This window comes from Sphingobacterium paramultivorum, from assembly GCF_014109745.1.
In the GTDB taxonomy this organism is placed as follows: Bacteria; Bacteroidota; Bacteroidia; order Sphingobacteriales; family Sphingobacteriaceae; genus Sphingobacterium; species Sphingobacterium paramultivorum.
On sequence record NZ_CP058555.1, the window covers coordinates 6,014,568 to 6,032,511 of the forward strand.

At 39.9% G+C, this 17,944-nt stretch carries 15 protein-coding genes and 1 other RNA gene; 7 read left to right on the forward strand and 9 right to left on the reverse strand.

What is annotated here, in order from left to right; translation table 11 throughout:
* Positions 1–5: 5 nt before the first annotated feature.
* On the reverse strand, positions 6–1,049 hold the full coding sequence (locus HS960_RS24920) for an alpha/beta hydrolase fold domain-containing protein (RefSeq protein ID WP_182330789.1): 1,044 nt from the start codon (positions 1,047–1,049) through the stop codon (positions 6–8).
* A 455-nt stretch (positions 1,050–1,504) separates the two neighbouring features.
* Here HS960_RS24920 and HS960_RS24925 point away from each other — a divergent pair, with 455 nt between their 5' ends.
* Entirely contained in the window at positions 1,505–2,698 is a 1,194-nt protein-coding gene (locus tag HS960_RS24925) for a DUF5009 domain-containing protein (protein ID WP_153846842.1), read from the forward strand.
* A gap of 86 nt (positions 2,699–2,784) precedes the next feature.
* Positions 2,785–3,816 carry a glycoside hydrolase family 18 protein gene (locus tag HS960_RS24930; protein WP_182330790.1) on the forward strand — a complete coding sequence of 344 codons (1,032 nt, stop codon included), beginning with the start codon at positions 2,785–2,787 and terminating at the stop codon, positions 3,814–3,816.
* Positions 3,817–3,850: 34 nt separating this feature from the next.
* Here the strand turns inward: HS960_RS24930 and ssrA are convergent.
* The 3 genes from ssrA to HS960_RS24945 all read right to left on the reverse strand — a co-directional run bounded on the left by ssrA (position 3,851) and on the right by HS960_RS24945 (position 7,909).
* Positions 3,851–4,218, reverse strand: a transfer-messenger RNA (tmRNA) gene (gene ssrA, locus HS960_RS24935).
* Positions 4,219–4,503: 285 nt separating this feature from the next.
* Positions 4,504–6,534, reverse strand: coding sequence for a M3 family metallopeptidase (locus tag HS960_RS24940; protein ID WP_153846844.1), 2,031 nt, complete (start codon positions 6,532–6,534; stop codon positions 4,504–4,506).
* Between the two features lie 169 nt (positions 6,535–6,703).
* A complete protein-coding gene (locus HS960_RS24945; protein WP_227550235.1) occupies positions 6,704–7,909 on the reverse strand; it encodes a pyridoxal phosphate-dependent aminotransferase in 1,206 nt (401 codons plus the stop codon).
* A 267-nt stretch (positions 7,910–8,176) separates the two neighbouring features.
* On the opposite strand from HS960_RS24945, the gene HS960_RS24950 reads away from it, so the two are divergent.
* From HS960_RS24950 to HS960_RS24965, 4 genes are all read left to right on the forward strand, one after another.
* Positions 8,177–9,166, forward strand: coding sequence for a cation diffusion facilitator family transporter (locus HS960_RS24950; protein ID WP_153846845.1), 990 nt, complete (start codon positions 8,177–8,179; stop codon positions 9,164–9,166).
* A gap of 144 nt (positions 9,167–9,310) precedes the next feature.
* Positions 9,311–11,101, forward strand: a complete 1,791-nt coding sequence (gene lepA, locus HS960_RS24955) for a translation elongation factor 4 (protein WP_153846846.1) — start codon at positions 9,311–9,313, stop codon at positions 11,099–11,101.
* Positions 11,102–11,165: 64 nt separating this feature from the next.
* Positions 11,166–12,053, forward strand: a complete 888-nt coding sequence (locus tag HS960_RS24960; protein ID WP_088162834.1) for a bifunctional 5,10-methylenetetrahydrofolate dehydrogenase/5,10-methenyltetrahydrofolate cyclohydrolase — start codon at positions 11,166–11,168, stop codon at positions 12,051–12,053.
* An 86-nt stretch (positions 12,054–12,139) separates the two neighbouring features.
* Positions 12,140–12,682: a hypothetical protein gene (locus HS960_RS24965; RefSeq protein WP_088162833.1), complete on the forward strand. Its 543-nt coding sequence runs from the start codon at positions 12,140–12,142 to the stop codon at positions 12,680–12,682.
* 95 nt (positions 12,683–12,777) lie between these two features.
* On the opposite strand, the gene HS960_RS24970 is transcribed toward HS960_RS24965, so the two are convergent.
* The gene (locus tag HS960_RS24970; RefSeq protein ID WP_153846847.1) at positions 12,778–13,647 is read right to left on the reverse strand and encodes a serine hydrolase; all 870 of its coding nucleotides are present in this window, start codon (positions 13,645–13,647) and stop codon (positions 12,778–12,780) included.
* Positions 13,648–13,803: 156 nt separating this feature from the next.
* Between HS960_RS24970 and HS960_RS24975 the strand changes: the two genes are divergently transcribed.
* Positions 13,804–14,346 (forward strand): DUF1543 domain-containing protein, encoded by a 543-nt coding sequence (locus HS960_RS24975; protein ID WP_202883714.1) that lies wholly within the window; start codon positions 13,804–13,806, stop codon positions 14,344–14,346.
* Between the two features lie 66 nt (positions 14,347–14,412).
* Here the strand turns inward: HS960_RS24975 and HS960_RS24980 are convergent, their stop codons facing one another.
* The 4 genes from HS960_RS24980 to HS960_RS24995 form a co-directional block, all read right to left on the reverse strand.
* Positions 14,413–15,897: an amino acid permease gene (locus tag HS960_RS24980; protein WP_182330791.1), complete on the reverse strand. Its 1,485-nt coding sequence runs from the start codon at positions 15,895–15,897 to the stop codon at positions 14,413–14,415.
* A 132-nt stretch (positions 15,898–16,029) separates the two neighbouring features.
* Positions 16,030–16,677 carry an NAD(P)-dependent oxidoreductase gene (locus tag HS960_RS24985; RefSeq protein WP_153846848.1) on the reverse strand — a complete coding sequence of 216 codons (648 nt, stop codon included), beginning with the start codon at positions 16,675–16,677 and terminating at the stop codon, positions 16,030–16,032.
* Between the two features lie 7 nt (positions 16,678–16,684).
* The gene (locus tag HS960_RS24990) at positions 16,685–17,098 is read right to left on the reverse strand and encodes an Rrf2 family transcriptional regulator (RefSeq protein WP_153846849.1); all 414 of its coding nucleotides are present in this window, start codon (positions 17,096–17,098) and stop codon (positions 16,685–16,687) included.
* Positions 17,099–17,213: 115 nt separating this feature from the next.
* On the reverse strand, positions 17,214–17,900 hold the full coding sequence (locus HS960_RS24995; protein WP_153846850.1) for a peptidase associated/transthyretin-like domain-containing protein: 687 nt from the start codon (positions 17,898–17,900) through the stop codon (positions 17,214–17,216).
* Between the last annotated feature and the right edge of the window lie 44 nt (positions 17,901–17,944).

A 17,944-nucleotide genomic window follows, 5' to 3' on the forward strand; every position in this document is an offset into this window, starting at 1 on the left:
ACTGTTTAATTGTTGTTTACTGTTTGGTTTGATTCTAATGCCCAAGCTAAAAAGCCATTCATTACCTCGTTCCAATGGGGCTTGTTGTAATCGGGCCGGCCATCGTTCTGAACTTCAAAATAATTGTGTTCCTGATTATAATAGCGTTTTATAGTTAAGTTACTTTTCTGATTTTTTATAAAATAAAGAGGTACTAAATCATTTAATTCAGATACAATGTCTTCTGTACCGAAGACGATATAGATTGGTTTATTAAAGGCCAATAGTTCGTCAATAGCAGGTTGCGAAAATGACTTCCAGGAACGCAAATTGGGATTGTTTTTTAATTTTTCTGGATTGTTGGCATCTTTATAAAATGCATAGGTTTGTTCAATTTTTTGAGCGGCCTGTTGCCAGGAAATTTTTCCTTTTTGAACATCGCGTTTTGCTTGTCGTATATCTTGGTCTATTCGTCCGAATATATTTGTTCCTGATAGGCCTAATTTACTTACTTTTTTATAGCGGTAAGCTAATTTGGAGGCTACGTGTCCACCCTGAGAGTGACCGAATACAACTAATTGTGAATTATCGACCCAAGGTTGTCCGCTAAGATAATCTAATACTGAAACGGCTCGGTCTACATAATTATCTAGATAGTCTGCTTTTTGGTACGCTATACTCGGGGTATTTTTATCTTTTGAGTCACCATAATACCAATAAGAGTCATTAAGCTGAGATTCGTCGACGATAACTGGAGTTTCTGGCATTGAAATAACGACGAGATGATACGACTTAATAATATCCTGGTAGTTAAAGTTCGTTAATCCTCCTCCAAAAAGACTTAATCCCTCTTTTTTGTAATTAAAGTATAGCGGCAAGGGTAACGATCCCTGACAAAATAAAAACAGAGGTTTCTTAATTTGTGGATCAGGATCAATGACTAAAAAATCAATTTTACCGTTCGGGTTTTCAAGTTCAAAAAGGGAGGATTCATTATTGACGACGCTGATATTCTGTCCGAAGATAGCTTGTGTTGCGAATAGCAAGCAGATAAAAAGAATGAATTTCATGAAGATCGGCTATGTATTAAATCTGTTTTTGTCAAACTTAGATAAATTGCTTTTTATATGCAATACAATTACACTTCATAAAGGTAACAATTCATAGATGTGTGACATTTCTTGCTGCGCTTCTGACTCGTTCATAAGGGGCACAGGGGTAAATTGCACGATTTCTGTGTTTTATGAGTAAAATTTACACCAATTTTAACAAATATTTCACTATATAGTGTTATTTTTTTCTCATCTTAGATCATTCAACGAAGAGACATCAGCGTTATTGATGATAGATCTTAGCGAAATAGCTTGTCTTTTCGTTTAGTTATACAGGAACTTTTCTAAGCAGGAATTTTTCACCGAGTTCCGGTCGCCATAAAATCACTAAAAAATTATCTAAGAAGGATCTAGGGATGAGATTGGCTAGCAGCTATGCTGTTAGCTACTTTTTTGAATACAACGAATCAATTATGAACGCATTGCAAGCTGTACCTAAAATCCGAATCCGTTCAATGGATGTTATGCGTGGTTTCACGCTGTTCTTGATGTTATTTGTCAATGACTTGTTTATTCCGGGTGTACCTAAATGGCTGGTTCACTCGGAAGCAGATGAGGACGGAATGGGTTTGGCGGATTGGGTATTTCCGGGATTTCTTTTTATGGTTGGAATGGCAGTGCCTTATGCTGTTGCGGCCAGGGAAAAGATAGGTTCATCGACAACGGTCATTTTTGTTCATATTCTGATCAGAACATTAAGTTTATTGCTTATTGGTGTATTGATATTGAATGGTCCGCGAGTTGATCCACAGCTGACGGGGATGTCACATTTGTTGTGGTTGGGACTGCTGTATGTATTCGTTTTTCTGATTTGGAATCATTATCCGAAGGACATGCAATATCAGTCCATTTATAAGGGGCTGCGTGCAGTTGGTATTATGGGGATTATTTATCTCCTGTATATTTTCAAAGCGTCGGATGGAAAAGGCTTGGAAGTAGGGTGGTGGGGGATTTTAGGGCTGATTGGATGGGGATATTTTGCCGCGGCTTCTATTTTCTTATTGAGCAGGGGAAAGATAATTGTGGTTGTATGTGGTTGGTTGGTGTTTTTGGTACTCAATATGCTGAGCCAAATGGGATTTAAAGTTGAATTCCCTGGTGCCGGAAGATATTTACATGTTCTTCTAGCTGGCAATATACCCTGTATTGTGCTGTCCGGAACAACCATAGGGATGCTTATGAAACGTTATGCGGCAACTCCGCGGGTATTGTTGCGTTTTTTGCTGGTTATTGGTTTGATTTGGCTAGTTGCAGGTTTTGTATTGCGTTTTTGGTTTATTTTATCCAAAATCCATGGTACGCCGAGTTGGGCATTGATTTGTTGCGGAATTAGCGTATTGCTTTTGATACCACTTTATTATTTCATAGATCTAAAAGGCTACCAGCAGGGTATGCGGGTGTTTGAGGAGGCCGGAAAGAACTCATTAACGACCTATCTTGCTCCTGATCTGATTTACTTTGTCTGTTGGGGTTTTCATCTTCCACTGTTCTTTTATAAGCAATCTGATTATATGAGCTTAGCTATTGCCGGTTCATTGTTTTGGGCTTTAGCCATGTTGTGGTATGCAATCTTGCTAAAGAAGCTACATATTTATCTGAAACTTTAGTTGGCGAGTAAGCATCAAATGTGAATGCTTTACGGATTATATTTTAGGACGATCAATATCATCTAGAAACAAAATAAAAAGCTATTATGGAATGTAAATTGAAATCAATATTTGGTCAGACCTTCACTGTTCTGTTATTGACTTTATTGTTGTATCCTAGTGTAAGTTGTGCACGAGCGAAAAACAAAAAAGTTGTTATCGCCTATGTCACTTCCTGGTCTAAAGTGATGCCTGATCCGACTTATCTGACGCATATCAATTATGCTTTTGCACATGTCAGCGACAGCTTTGACGGCCTACGTATAGATAATGAATCCAGATTGAAGGCTATTACGGATCTTAAGAAAACACATCCACATCTCAAGGTATTGCTGTCCGTTGGCGGCTGGGGAAGCGGTCGGTTTAGCGAAATGGCTGCTAATGAATCTAATCGGCAAAAGTTTGCCAAAGACTGCTGGCGTGTGATGAAGGAGTTTAATCTTGATGGTATTGATATCGACTGGGAATATCCAACGAATTCTTCTGCAGGGATCTCGTCTTCTTTAGCGGATACGGAGAATTTCACCTTGCTCATGCACGATATCCGCAAGGCTATTGGTAAGAAGAAACTGTTGACTTTGGCTTCTGTTGCGAACGGTAAGTATATTGCTTTTGACAAGATTAAGAATGATGTGGATTTTGTCAATATCATGACTTATGATTCGGGTCATCCGCCTTATCATCACGCGAGTTTGCACCGTTCACCTTTATCTGGACATACAACTTGTGTGGAGGCCGTTAAGGCTCATATCGAGGGCGGTATGCCTGTTGAAAAATTGGTGCTGGGAATTCCATTCTATGGTCGGGGCAATAAAACTGAAGTCAAGGGTTTTATCGATTATAAAGATCTGCTTTCACTTCAGGGCTTTGAGCAGAAATGGGACGATGAGGCTAAAGCGCATTATCTTGTCAACGATAAAGGGGATTTTGTACTGACTTATGAAACGCCAGAATCGATTGCACTTAAATGCGATTATGTACACACGACAGGATTACTCGGTGCGATGTACTGGGAATACGCGGGAGATACAGAAGGAGGTGCCTTACGGGATGCCGTCTACAAAGGTATTCTAGAATAAATAAAAAAGCCTAACGTGAGTTAGGCTTTTTTGTTTGTGGAGCTGGAGAGATTCGAACTCTCGTCCAGTCATGGTACTGTATACGCTTTCTACATGTTTAGCTTCTCTTTAATTGTCGAGCGAGGGAAGGTGAGTCGCTTACCTATACCGTACGCCGTAGTTGCTGTTTCTCACAAGTGCTTAGCAACATCACACTTGCCAGTTCTATTGTTCGATGCCCCGAATGTTAAACCAAAGAACAGGATCTAACGGGACAAATAGCTATGTTAAGTCTAACTTAAGCAGCTAAGGCGTAGTTTTCTTCGCCAGTTATAATTCTGAAAGTTCAGATTAAAGTGCTCTACTAACAACGCACTACATGCTTACATAACCGTCTCCATCCTGTCAATTCCGGTCAACCCCAATTATGTCTTACAAAGGTACTATTTTTTTGCTTAATCAGCAAGATGTGTCGTGTTCTGACCTAATGTCTCGCTATTTGGTTGGAAACAAATGAGATAGTTTCTGTATTTGCCTGATGAAAGCTTGAGAATAGCAAAAGTTCATGATAGCGTCCAAACCAGAGGTACATTCAGATAACTGTTTGCACCTAATTGTTTGCACAGAAATTTATCGGTGAACAACAAAGTTATGGTTGAAAAACAGCTGGATATAAAATCCAGCTGTTTTATTATTTGATCAATCCAATTATTTGATCAATCCAGCCCTTTTCAACAAAGGTTCTACCGAAGGTTCTTGTCCGCGGAAACGTTTGTAAAGGACCATTGGATGTTCGGTTCCACCTTTTGAAAGAATATTATCCTTGAATTTGGTTGCGATTTCCTTATTGAAAATGCCGTTTTGTTTAAAGTAGTCAAATGCATCGGCATCCAGTACTTCGGCCCATTTATAGCTGTAATAGCCCGAAGAATAACCGCCATTGAAAATATGGGAGAAGGCCGTGCTCATGGCATTTTCCTTGACATCGGGATAGAGTTTTGTCGAGGCAAACTGTTCATCTTCGAATGCTTTCAGATCCGAGATCGCTGTTGGATCCTGTCCATGCCAGCCCATATCCAATAGACCAAAGCTCAATTGGCGCATTGTTGCCATACCCTCAAGAAATGAAGCGCTTTCGCGGATCTTTTCGACAAGTTCAATCGGGATCACTTCGCCAGTTTCATAGTGTTTGGCAAATAGCTCAAGAGCTTCTTTTTCGTAGCACCAGTTTTCCATCACCTGACTCGGTAACTCGACAAAATCCCAATATACAGAGGTTCCAGATAGTGTAGGATAAGTGCTATCAGCTAGCATACCATGTAGGGCATGTCCAAATTCGTGAAATAATGTGGTCACTTCCTGAAAGGTCAACAGCGAAGGTTTTGAAGCTGTAGGACGCGTAAAATTGCAAACAATGGAGACATGTGGACGTTCTTGTTTACCCTGTTGAATGTACTGTGGTTTGAAAGAGGTCATCCAGGCCCCATTTCTCTTTCCTTTACGCGGGAAGAAATCGGCATAGAAGATAGCAACGAATTCACCGTTGTCTTTACTGACCTCAAATGTTTGTACTTCTTCGTGGTAGGTATCTATTGTATCGACTTCCTTGAAGTTGATGCCAAACAAGCGATGGGCTACTTCAAATGCACCTTGTAAGACATTTTCGAGTTTGAAATAAGGTTTGAGCTTTTCATCGTCCAGATTAAAGCGTTCTTGTTTCAGCTTTTCGGCATAATAGGCACCATCCCATTTTTCCAATTGGTCTATGCCATGCATGTTTTTTGCAAATTGAGATAATTCTGCAAATTCTTTCACTGCTGCTGGTTTCGCTTTTCCAAGTAAGTCGTTTAGGAATTCGGTGACTTTACTTGGGTTTTGCGCCATACGTTCGGCAAGGACAAAGTCTGCATGGGTGGCGTAGCCTAATAATTTGGCCCGTTCGAAGCGCAGTTTTACAATTTTAAGGACATTGTCCACGTTGTTGTGCTCGTTGTCCTGAAAAGCTTTGCGGCCTGCGGCGAGGGTAATTTCTTTGCGAAGTTCCCGATTGTCGGCATAAGTGACAAAAGGAAGATAGCTCGGGAAATCCAGGGTAAAAAGCCAGCCTTCTTTTTCGTTGGCTTTAGCCAAAGCATGTGCAGCCTCTACAGCACCCTCTGGAAGTCCGGCAAGATCTTTTTCGTCTGTTACCAACAGCTGATAGGCATTGGTTTCGGCGAGGACATTCTCTCCGAATTTCAATTTTAAAAGCGATAGCTCGGCATCTATTTCGCGAAGCTTTTCTTTTTGTTCATCATTCAAAAGTGCACCGTTGCGCACAAAATCCTTATAGGATTTTTCCAATAAGGTGGTTTGCTCTGCCGTTAATGTCAGTTGATCCTTCTGATCGTATACAGCCTTAACCCTTTTGAAAAGATCGAAATTTAAGGTGATATCATTGCCTAAAGCAGATAGTTTTGGGGCGACATCCTGTGCGATCTTTTCGAGATCAGCATTGGTTTCAGCGGAATGGAGATTGAAAAAGATATTGGACAAACGATCTAGTGTCTGTCCAGAGTAGGACATAGCAGCGATGGTATTGTCAAAAGTTGCCGTTTCGGGATTGTTGACGATAGCATCGACTTCATCTTTTGTCTTCTGAATAGCTTCATCAAATGCAGGAATATAATCTTCGTTTTTTATCTGTGAAAACGGAGCCGTGTCATGCTGCGTTTTAAATTTCTCTGTTAAAATACTCATAGGAGTAAATGTAATAAATATTTATTTCAAGCGATAACATCTGCTTAAATTATGGGGCTGAGATGATATTTGACCGAATAGGCGTTTAGGCTGTGTCGAAAATTTAGGGGAAAATTGGAACTGAAAAAAAAAGAGCTCAGAGGAGCTCTTTTTTTATTTGGATAGGAGATTAGGCTAGTTTTCCTAATGCTTCTTTGATTCTTTTTAAAGCTTCGATCAAACTTTCGTCTGAAGCTGCATAAGACAAGCGGATGTAATTGTCGTTACCGAATGAATCTCCACCTACTGTAGCTACGTGACCAACATTCAATAAGTACAATGCCAAATCAGATGAGTTTTTAATGACATTACCATCTTGGTCTTTTTTACCAAAGAACGAAGAGATTTCTGGGAAGAAATAGAATGCACCCTCTGGAAGATTTGTTCTTACGCCAGGGATTTCAGTCAATAGATCGTATACCAATTGGCGACGACGAGCGAAAGCTTCTTTCATTTTGTTGACAGATTCTAATCCTTGTTCATAAGCGACGATACCCGCACGTTGAGAAATTGAACATGTACCTGAGGTTGTCTGTCCTTGTAATTTATCATTTGCGGCAGCAATGGTTTTGTTGGCAGCGATATAACCTAAACGCCATCCCGTCATTGCAAATGCTTTTGAAAAGCCATTGATGATAATTACTCTATCTTTGATGCTTTCAAATTGTGCGATGGATTCGTGTTTGTCTACAAAGTTGATATGTTCGTAGATTTCATCGGATAGGATAAATACCTGTGGATGTTTTTCGAAAACTTTAGCTAATGCAGCCAATTCATCTTTGCTGTAAACTGTTCCTGTGGGGTTGTTTGGCGAAGAGAACATAAACAATTTGGTTTTTGGTGTAATTGCCGCTTCCAATTGTGCTGGTGTAATCTTAAAGTTATTGTCGATCTCTGTATTGATAAATATCGATTTTCCTTCTGCTAAAATGACCATTTCGGAGTATGATACCCAATATGGTGTTGGGATAATTACCTCATCACCTGGGTTGATCAAAGTCAAAATTACATTAGACAGGGATTGTTTTGCACCTGTAGAAACAACAATTTGAGAGATGTCATAATCTAAATTGTTTTCTGTCTTCAACTTGTTTACAATTGCCTGGCGCAATTCAGGGTATCCCGGTACCGGCGAATAACGCGTCCAGTTTTCATCTAGGGCTTTCTTCGCTGCATCTTTTACATGCTCAGGCGTGTTGAAATCAGGTTCACCTACGCTAAGGCTAATTACATTAACGCCTTTTGCTGCTAATTCGCGGCCCAACTTGGTCATTTTAAGTGTAGCCGATTCGGACAAATTATTTATCCTGTCTGATAAGTATGATGATGTGCTCATGGTAAGACAAAGATATTACATACGTTGCAAATAATCTTCTTTATTTTTGAGAATTTACAAAGAAAAGTAGCTCTTTTATTGGGCTTTTTTAATAAAAGGACTGTTGAAGCGATTTAGCACAGTTATTTAATTGATCCCTGACGTTGGATGTTCAAAACTAATCGTTCTGATTTGTCGTTATATCTTTACCTTTGCGCTCACAAAAATGTTGGCTGGCCCTCATTTCATCATTTGCTCATAGAAGGTTTCATATAGAAGATAAGCATCATGTCAAGACAAAGAAGATTGGTTTTATTATCACTTTTTACGGGAATAGGTTTGATGATTGTGAAATTTTTTGCCTACTTTTTAACGGACTCCAGTGCAATCTTTACAGATGCGGCAGAGAGTATCGTTAATGTGATTGCTTCGGGTTTTGCATTTTATAGTATTTATCTTTCGGCGCAGCCTAAGGATGAGAATCATCCCTACGGGCATGGTAAAGTGGAATTCTTTTCGGTGTTTTTGGAAGGTGGACTTATTTTTATCGCCGGCGCCATTATCTTAGCCAAGGCTTGTTACAATCTTTTCTTTCCTGCAGCGTTAACACACCTTGAACAAGGGATTTATCTGATCGGTATTACATCTGTGATAAATTTTGCAGTAGGATTCTATATCATGAAGCGTGGACGTGCATTGGGCTCCATTACCTTGGTGGCGGACGGAAAACATCTGCAGGTAGATGCCTATAGTACGGTCGGATTGATACTGGGTTTACTATTGATGAGACTGACAGGTTTCCAATGGATCGATGTGGTCATTTCAATTGTACTGGGGCTTTTTATCCTCTTCAATGGTTATAAGCTACTTCGCCAATCGATCGGTGGATTGATGGATGAATCGGATACAGCGCTCGTACAGGATGTAGTCGAAATCTTGGAGCGCAATCGGAAAGATGAATGGATTGATGTTCATAATCTTCGTGTACAGCGCTATGGGAACGAACTCCATGTAGATTGCCATCTCACACTACCTCGTTACCTTGACCTTATCCAGGTGCATGATGAAATTTCTGCTGTGGATAAGATTGTCAATAAGGAAATGTCGGTACGGACCGAATTTTTCGTTCATGCGGATCCTTGTCTTCCACAGTGCTGCCAATATTGTCAGGTCGATAATTGCCCAATTCGTTCGGAGCAATTTCGGGGACGAATTTCTTGGGACACAGACAATGTTACACGAAATCAGAAGCATTTTTTATATGCTATTGCTGAATAGCGAATGCAGTTTCTTCCGTTCTTAATAGGAATAGTGTCTGGTCTGATTTCTTCGCGTATAGTAAACTAAAAAAAAGCTAGTTTATATAAATATATATAAAAAAAGGTATCTTTGCCTTTTAGCAAAAGAGTTTAAAAATCCTATATGAAGCACATTCGTAATTTCTGTATTATTGCGCATATTGACCATGGCAAAAGTACTTTGGCAGACCGCCTTTTAGAGTATACCAATACCATCAGTCAGCGTGAGGCACAGGCACAATTACTTGATAATATGGATTTGGAACGTGAACGTGGTATTACGATCAAGAGTCACGCCATCCAAATGAATTATAAAAGAGATGGTCAGGAATATATCTTGAACCTGATTGATACCCCGGGGCACGTAGATTTTTCTTATGAGGTGTCGCGTTCAATTGCTGCCTGCGAGGGCGCTTTACTGATCGTTGATGCATCTCAAGGTATACAGGCGCAAACGATTTCAAATTTATATCTAGCATTGGAACATGATTTGGAAATTATCCCGATCCTCAACAAAATGGATCTTCCTGGTGCTATGCCGGAAGAAGTAAAAGATCAGATTGTGGATTTGATCGGTGGTGACCGTGATGCGATTATTCCTGCATCTGGTAAAACAGGTCTTGGTGTTCCGGATATTTTGGAAGCTATTGTGGACCGTATTCCGCATCCAGTGGGTAATTCTGATGGACCTTTGCAAGCCTTGATTTTTGACTCTGTTTTCAACTCATTCCGTGGTATCATGGCTTATTTTAAAGTTGAAAATGGTGAAATCCGTAAAGGTGATCGCGTGAAATTTGTTGCTACTGGGAAAGAATATTTTGCCGATGAAATTGGTACGTTGAAGTTGAATCAAGTACCCAAAGAAGTTATTAAGACCGGTGATGTAGGTTATATTATCTCTGGTATCAAGGAGGCACGTGAAGTGAAAGTAGGGGATACCATTACGCATAAGGATCGTCCTTGTTCTGAGGCTATCCAAGGGTTTGAAGAGGTGAAACCGATGGTCTTTGCGGGTATTTATCCTGTAGATACGGAGGATTACGAGGAGTTGCGTGAATCGATGCACCGTTTGCAGCTGAACGATGCTTCTTTGGTGTTTGAACCAGAGTCGTCGGCAGCCTTGGGCTTCGGTTTCCGTTGTGGTTTCTTGGGTATGCTTCACATGGAGATTATTCAAGAGCGCCTAGAGCGCGAGTTTGATATGACGGTTATCACGACAGTTCCCAACGTATCCTATAAGGCCTATATGACCAAAGATAAAGAGGAAGTGATCGTACATAATCCTTCTGATCTACCGGATCCAAGTAAATTGGATTCAATCGAAGAGCCATATATCAAAGCTAATATTATTACGAAATCGGATTTCGTTGGACCAATTATGTCGCTTTGTATCCAGAAACGCGGTACGATCATGAACCAGCATTATTTGACTTCGGATCGTGTTGAATTGGTTTTTGAAATGCCAATGGGAGAAATTGTATTTGACTTTTATGATAAGTTGAAAACAATCTCTAAAGGTTATGCTTCATTTGATTACCACCAGATTGGTTATCGCAAGTCAGATTTGGTAAAATTGGATATTCGATTGAACGATGAGCCAGTAGATGCCTTATCATCGTTGATACATCGGAGCAACGCGTATGATTTTGGTAAAAAGATCTGTGAAAAACTAAAAGAACTGTTACCACGTCAACAATTTGAAATTCGTATCCAAGCGTCAATCGGTGCAAAGATCATTGCCCGGGAGACGATCTCAGCTTTGCGTAAAGATGTTACGGCAAAATGTTATGGTGGTGATATCTCACGGAAGCGTAAGCTTTTGGAAAAACAAAAGAAAGGTAAGAAACGCATGCGTCAGGTTGGGAACGTAGAGATTCCGCAATCTGCATTTATGGCGGTATTGAAATTAGATTAATCAAAATAACACAATAATAAAGGAGCTCTTGGGCTCCTTTTAAATACAATAAAATCTCCTAAACATGAATCTATTAGATGGTAAACTAGTTTCCGAAAAAATTAAAGAGCAAATTGCGTTAGATGCGGCTGAATTTACTACACAGACTGGCCGTAAGCCACATCTGGTTGCTATCCTTGTGGGGAATGATGGTGGTAGCGAAACCTATGTAGCCAGCAAAATGCGCAACTGTCAACTGGTCGGCTTTGAATCAACAAATATTCGTTATGATGAAAACATAACAGAAGATGAATTGATCGCTAAGGTCAAAGAAATCAATCAGGATGAGTCTATCGACGGTTTGATTGTTCAGTTGCCTTTACCAAAACATATTGATCCCGATAAAGTTACCGAAGCAATTGATTACCGCAAAGATGTGGATGGTTTCCATCCGATCAACCTCGGACGTATGCAACGTAATCTTCCTTGTTTTATTCCAGCTACGCCATATGGTATTATGTTGATGTTGGATTATTATAAGATCGATACAGCAGGCAAGCACGCCGTAGTGGTTGGAAGAAGCAATATCGTAGGATCGCCAATGAGTATCTTACTGGCTCGTAATTCCAATCCAGGTAATTGTACTGTGACATTAACACATAGTCGCACAAAAGACCTTAAAACAGAGGTTTTGCGGGGTGATATCGTTGTTGCAGCAATCGGGAAGAAAAATTTTGTTACAGCGGACATGGTTAAAGATGGGGCGGTAGTAATTGATGTCGGTATTAATAGAGAAACTTCTACAGCAACGAAATCTGGTTTTAAGCTATATGGGGATGTTGATTTTGAAAATGTTGCTCCTAAAGCATCCTGGATTACACCTGTACCGGGGGGAGTTGGTTTAATGACGATCGTCGGTTTGTTGAAAAATACACTGGAAGCTGCGAAAGGAACGATCTATCCGAAGCAATAATTTTGTCTATTTGGCATAGAAGTTGTAAATTGATGTATGCGTGCTCTGATGGGCCGTTGAAAACTACACTCATAAATCAATTTATAATGAAGAAAATTGCACTTTTAGCAGTCGTAGCAGGAGCATTGGTAATGTCTTCTTGCAACAATTCGGAGAAAAAAGACACTACAGCGACAGATTCGGCAAAAACAGTCGGTGAGCATGTAGATGCCGCAATCGCAGATTTAAAAAATGCGGAGGAAAATGCTCGTTTAAAAGCAGAACAAGCGAAAAAGGATTTGGATGAAGCTATCGCAAAAGGTGATAAAGCCGCTGAAGAAAAAGCTCGCGTTGCCTCTGAAGAAGCCAATACTGCCTGGGAAAAAACAAAAGATGCATTGCGTAATGCCGGGGAGGATGTAAAAGAGGGATTGAAAGATGCAAAAGATGCGACTGTGGATGCGACAAACACGGCTGTTGATAAAACAAAAGATGCCGCAAAAAATGTCGCTGAAGGTACGAAGAAAGTTGCAAATGATGTTGCTACTGGAACCAAAGAGGCTGCTAAAGATGTAAAAGATGCTTCCAAAAAAGTAGGTGACGATATTAGTCGGAAAGCTAAAAATGTAGGTGAAGCGTTGAAAAATTAGTTGACGTATTTCATTTGAACTATAGGGAAGGGGAGCACTTTTTTGAGTGCCCCCCTTTTTTATATAACATATTTATAACATTGACTTAAATAGGCTTATTGGTAATAATCCCATAACAATTTGGAAAGCTTACGGGTAAGTACCTCCGCTTCATTTGTTTTTCCCCAGCTTTTATCTGTATTGTTCTTGGTGAAAATACTGAAAACGTAATCTCCTTTCGGTGCATTGACCAAAATGACCTCATTGCGTACGTCATCTAAAGAACCTGTTTTTGAAGCTGTTTTGACAGTGGATGGGATTTGTGATAGCCCTCTCTCATCGTAGAACATGTTGCCCATAAAACGATACATCTGATCGGAAGATTTTGGGGATACAACTTTGCCTTGTCGGATTAGTGTGACTAAGTCGGCCATTTCTTTTGGTGTAGTCTGGCCCCAACCATATCTTTCCCAATCTGGCTTCCGCCCCTCTGTCTGTGAGTTGACACGTGTGTGGGCCAGTTGAAGATCGCTCATTAATTTATTGATCGCGACACCTCCTCCTGCAAGCTTTTGATTCCAAATGCTGGTTACATTATCACTATAAGATAGCATAAGTGCAACCAAGGTTTTCAAGTCAACTTGTGTACTGTCCTTAAAAAACTGCATCAGCCCTGAGCCGCCATATTGTTGACTAGCACGGTAGAGCAGTTGCTGATCAAGTTGTAGTTCACCTTTTTCAATTTTATTAAAGATGCCGACTAAAATGGGGATTTTGACAATGCTTGCTGTAGGGAAAATGCTGTCGCCCTGGATGTTGACTTCTTTGTTTTTTTTGAGATGGTGTACATAAATGCCAACATCGCCTTGAAAACCCTGAATAAGCTGTTTTATCTGTGATTCGAGTTTTTTATCGGTAGCGGCTTTTTGCCCAAAGGACAGTAATGATAAGAATAGTAACGTAAATGATAGAAATATTTTGTGCATTGTGAAGATATAATATATGTTAAATGTGGTGGATAATAGTTATTTTTATTTTTTACAGGGCTTAAGTTATGAAATATCCATGATTCGTACGCACAGACATCGATGAAAAATAAACTGGATATTCTAGCAAGGACATTGAAAGACTGATTTTTGACTATGAAATTATTTATGATTTTGATCGGTTGTAAGCCGAAAAATAGACGGACAGAACAGCATGACATTTTCTTTGGTATTGGTAATGAGCTCAAGGACTTTGTCGATCCCATTAAAGATTTTTGGCCCGAGGCTGATGGTAAAATTCACATTGATGCGTACCGTGTTGTCCATAAGATTGGGGAATATGAAATTAAGGTTACTGAAAGGGGGAATGAACAGGCTATTGATTCGGAATTGAAGTTGTTTTTTGTCAATTTAGGTGGCTACAAACCGAATGAATTTGACGAGTTCCATTACAAAGAACTTATTGTAGCATCCAGTTTGGCGAAGGCGACTGAAAAGGCAAAACGCACTGTTTTTTGGAAGCACCACAGTTCGGCACATATCGATGATAAGTATGGCTTGGATGTTGATGATATTTATGAGATAGAAGATTTGCTATTACCTCACGATAAAGAGCTGTATAGTATTCAAATTATGCCAAAGATCGGTCTAGAAGAAGATACCATTGCGAATGGATATTTTAAACTGAGTGCGCTGTAATAAGAATGTGCTATTGGATTTCTTAAACATAAAAAAGGCTTCTTTATTAAGAAGCCTTTTTTATGTTTAACCAACCTTTTGTTGGTTCTGATGTTGTTTTCTAATGACACTATGTTTTTTGCCGTATACAAAGTAAATCAATAAGCCTATAGCAAGCCAGACGGCTAAACGCTCCCAGCTTTCAATTGGCAATGAAGCCATCATTAAAATACAGACCAAGATACCCATAATTGGAACGAAAGGAACCAATGGTGTTTTAAATGGGCGTTCCAAATTAGGATCTGTTTTACGTAGTACTAGAATACCTACACATACGAGGGTGAAGGCAAATAGGGTACCAATACTTACCATATGGCCAAGGTCAGAAACTGGAACGAAACCTGCGAATATACTTACGAATACCATGAAAATAGCATTTGTTTTCCAAGGAGTCTGTCTTTTGGATAAGTCTGAAAATATCTTTGGAAGCAAACCATCTTTACTCATCGAATAAAATACGCGGCTCTGACCAAGTAACATCACGAGAATAACTGAAGTGTATCCTGCAATAATCGTAATAATCAACGCTGTATTTAAGAAATGATATCCAGTTTTTGCAAAAGCTGTCGCAACTGGTTTAGCATCACCTTTGAACATCGTATAGTTTTCGATACCTGTCATTACGTAAGAGAATAAAACATACAAAAGTGTACAGATTATTAACGAGCCGATGATACCGATTGGCATACCTTTTTTTGGATCTTTCGCTTCCTGGGCAGCTGTACTCACTGCGTCAAAGCCGATGAATGCAAAAAAGACAACCCCAGCAGCGCGCAATACACCACTGATACCAAAGTGACCGAAGTCATCACTCTTTAAAAATGACCAGAAGCTTTGTTGTCCACTTTTCACAAGCTCTTCACCTGCATTTACAGGGATAAATGGATCGTGGTTTGCAGGATTGATAAAGCTCCATCCCAAGGCGATAAAAATCAATACTACCCCAACTTTTAGGATAACCAATATATTGTTTACGCGGGATGATTCCTGTGTGCCACGCATCAGTAACAGCGATAGTAAACAAACAATAATGATGGCCGGCAGATTGACTACACCACCTTCCCAAGGGCCTTTGAGCAGGGCGTCGGGGAGCTGGATATGAAATATCATCAGGAGCTGGTTGAAATATTGGGACCAACTGACCGCTACTGTAGCTCCTGCTAGTGCATATTCTAGGACGAGATCCCAGCCGATTATCCAGGCGACAAATTCACCCATTGTGGCGTAGGAATATGTGTAAGCACTTCCCGCAACAGGGATCATAGAGGCAAATTCGGCATAACAAAGACCTGCGAATCCACAGCCTACTGCTGCGATAATGAAAGATAGGATAACAGCTGGACCTGCATTTTCAGCAGCGGCAATCCCTGTTAGGGAGAAAAGTCCTGCCCCAATGATGGCCCCGACACCGAGGGCGATAAGGCCCGAGCTGGACAGTGTCCTCTTTAGCGTGTGTTCTCCATTTTCATTTGCTTCAGCAATGAGTTGAGGAATCGATTTTTTAAATAGCATAGGATTAATTCTTTACGATTATTTAGCTTTTCAATTGTTTAATTAATGTCAAATATAAATGATCTCAATGAAAAAAGGGAAGATTGCTCCTCCCTTTTGTAATAAAATCTGAATCAAATGCTTGTTTGGGTACTAATACGCTGCTGTAAAGCGTTTATTGAGGAATTGTTTGTTCTCAATTTCGTCTGCTATTGCTACAGCAAGATCCTCTACTGATAATCTAGAACGACCATCCTGATCAAATACCGGAGCATCAAGGCCTGTGCGGTATTTTCCGGTACGGGTTCCACCAGCATGGGAATTCATTTCTATAGCAGGACTAAACATGGTCCAGGTAAGTTGATCTTCTTTCTGGATGGTATTCAGATAATCTGCTGCAGCTAATGCCCCAGGTTTAATTTCTTTGGGAAAATCCGGTGAATCGACCAGTCTATTTCCATCAATCAATAAACTTCCTGCACCACCAATAACAATGAAACGATTGATACCGGCATCTTTAACAGCCTGTTGGATGGCCAATGCACCTTTTGTAAAATCCTCATAAAGATTAGGATTGGTCCATCCGGCATTGAAAGCCGAAACAACAACATCAACACCCTTTAGGGCAGAAACCAATTGATTATTATCATTGATATCTACTTGGAGTTTGGTTACTTTTTCACTCGATGGAATATTTTCGATGTGGCGGGCGATGGCGACTACGTCATAGTTACGGTCTACCAATTCTTTTACGAGATGAGATCCTACGTATCCTGTGGATCCAATTACTGCTACTTTCATGCTTCCTTTAATTAAATGTTTTGCTAAAATCAGCCAGGGTTATCTTTTCCAAACGCTGTACAATATCAGTGTCGACTTCCTGATACAGATCCTGGAGTTTGGAGTTGATATTTTTGCCCACAATACAGGCCGGATTGGGACTGTTAAATTTCCCGCCGAAATCGGTTTGCTTGGTGCTGATATAAATATCAGCCAAGGTAATCGTTGGATTCTCGGGATTTATGCGAATACCGCCGCCCTTACCTTCTTTACTTGTCAGTAAAGATGCTGTTTTGAGAGATGCAATTTCTTTGCGAACCACACTTGCATTGACTTGGATGCTTGACGCAATATATTCAGAAGAAAGCCATTGATTTGACTCTTCTAACTGTGCCAGAACCATAATGTGTAATGCTGTTGCGAACCTCAAGTTGTGTAACATCCTCTGCTGATTTTTCTAAATTATAACACAAAGTAACAGAAAAGGTTTTAAACTGAAATAAAAATTATTACAGTTTAAAACCTTCTGACAATCACGTGATAAAAGTGTTTGTTTTTTATTTTTTCTCGTTAAATTTTTTATAGCTATCCATGATATAGACCTTCAGAGTTTCTTGGCTGCTGTTTTGAATAAATTTATAGGAAGGTCTAAATCTTTCCTTAAACAGGGCTAGATCCGAACCATTGAGCGGAGTCAATTCTTTGATCAGATTTTCAGTGAATTTTCGATCAACTGCTCTTTTCTCGCGTTCTGCGATCAGAAGTTTGTAATTTGAACGGGCTTGTTTTCCCTCTTTGCTAAATATGCGGCTTGGAGAAATCCGTACTCCGCCACGGTTTTGACTCGCGTCAGAATACTTTCCTAAAGTCTTCTCGCGTTGGATTTCAGCAGCAAGTCTGCTGTCTGTCATCCGTTCTACGACAACTTCACTGAGTTCGATAACATTATTCATTCTGTTCAAATAGACTCTGCGTAAGCTGGTATCATAAATGAAGACAGTATCTTGTTCATATCCCACAGCCTTGATTAACAAGAGGTCGTTAATATTGGCGTCAATTGCAAAGGAGCCATCTCTATTGGTCTGTACTTCAGCCTTGGTTCTTAAATTTTGAATTTGTGCAGCCTCAATTTTCTCACCGCTGACAAGTTCCATAATAATCCCCTTGGTTTTTTCCTGTGCAACCAGATGTCCACTCATTAGCGTAATAAGTAAGCAGCTTAGAATCGTTTGTAAGATTTTCATGTGAATAAATATAGTTATGTATTTTCAATCTATGAATGAACAGG